Source organism: Deltaproteobacteria bacterium (assembly GCA_009930495.1).
Taxonomy (GTDB): domain Bacteria; phylum Desulfobacterota; class Desulfovibrionia; order Desulfovibrionales; family Desulfomicrobiaceae; genus Desulfomicrobium.
Genome location: RZYB01000392.1, coordinates 1 through 1,437 on the forward strand (window position 1 = coordinate 1; position 1,437 = coordinate 1,437).

Annotated in this window: 1 protein-coding gene; it reads right to left on the reverse strand. The window is 60.3% G+C overall.

The window, feature by feature from the left end:
- Positions 1 to 78 precede the first annotated feature (78 nt).
- On the reverse strand, positions 79 to 1,437 hold a 1,359-nt coding region (locus EOL86_14955; GenBank protein ID NCD26867.1), incomplete at its 5' end, for a dehydrogenase.

The window sequence follows — 1,437 nt, forward strand, 5'->3', positions numbered from 1 at the left end:
GGCGTTTGTCGAACCTCAATCATGACCGGCTGTATCCCATAGGTTACGCATTCCTCGAATTCTGACAACTACCCGCCATCAATGCTCAAGCCATTCCGCAAGCTCCAGCGTCACCCGGCTGACTTCGAACAGTTCGTCCCGGTCGATGGGTGGCCTGCCCCCCTGCTGGATGGTCTGAAAGAAAACCTTCATCTGTCCCAACTGCCCTTTGTCCTGCCGCCACAGGCGCACGGTCTTGAAGCCTTTTTTGGGAAAGCCGTAGCCTTTCAATGTCTTGAAATTGTCCAGGTGCAGGATGCGTCCGCCGCAAAAGACTTCCAGGCGTTCCTTGGGATAGGCTTTGGTGCCGTTTGCAAGATAGTGGACCGTTCCGAGGGAGCCGTCCGCAAAGCCCAGATTCACGCTAAAGCTGTCGCGGCACGGACCGCTCATGGCCGTAACCTCGTGCGACGTTATGGCGCACCCGGCCACGCAGCGCAGCAGATCGATGAAATGACACCCCTCGCCGATCATGCGTCCGCCCCCAACCTTCACGTCCTGGGTCCAGTGATCCGGCGGGATGGCCCCGGCATTGACGGTCATGATCATGGCCTTGGGCTCGTTCAGGGACGCCAGGGCCTGCCGCAGGGCCACGGTCAGGGGCGAAAAGCGGCGGTTAAAGCCAACCATGACCATCTGCTTCGGATGCTCGTCCGCCAGGGCCTCGATCTCGGCCAGCTCGTCCAGGGTCAGGCAGAGAGGCTTTTCCACGAACACATGCTTGCCGACCGCAAGACCCTTTTTGACCATAGCGGCGTGGGAATTATGCCGCGTGGTAATGACCACGGTGTTGATGGTGGGATCGGCAAATAGCGTGTCCGTGTCCGTGGTGGAGGTGGCAAAGCCGAACTTCTTGCCCAGATGCGTGCCGGATACGCCCGTGCTGGAGGCGATGGCCGCAAAGCGCGCGCCCCCGGCCTTCTTCATGGCCGGGAGCAACACCCCGCCCGCATAGCCGCCAGCCCCGATCATGCCGATGACCGGCGCAGCGGCGTCCACAGTCTGCTCCGTCCGGGGCAGGTCGATGGTACGGCGCATGTCCACCTTGTCCGGAGCATAGGTCAGGACAATGCCGATATACGGCTCTGTATTGTCCGCGATCATGTGGTAGGCTTTTTCCGCGTCTTCGATGGCAAATCGGTGGGTGATGAGCGGGCTCACGTCGATCTTGCCCGTGGCCATAAGATCAAGGATCGCCTCGAAATTGCGCTGTTCGGTCCAGCGCACATAGGCGAAAGGATAGTCCTGCCCCTTGTCCTCATAACTGGGGTCATAGCGGCCCGGCCCATAGGAGCATGACACCTGAAAGGACAGCTCCTTTTCAAAGAAAATGGTGCGGGACAGCTCCAGGCCCGTCACGCCCACAAGCACGATGCGGCCACGCTTGCGGCACATGAT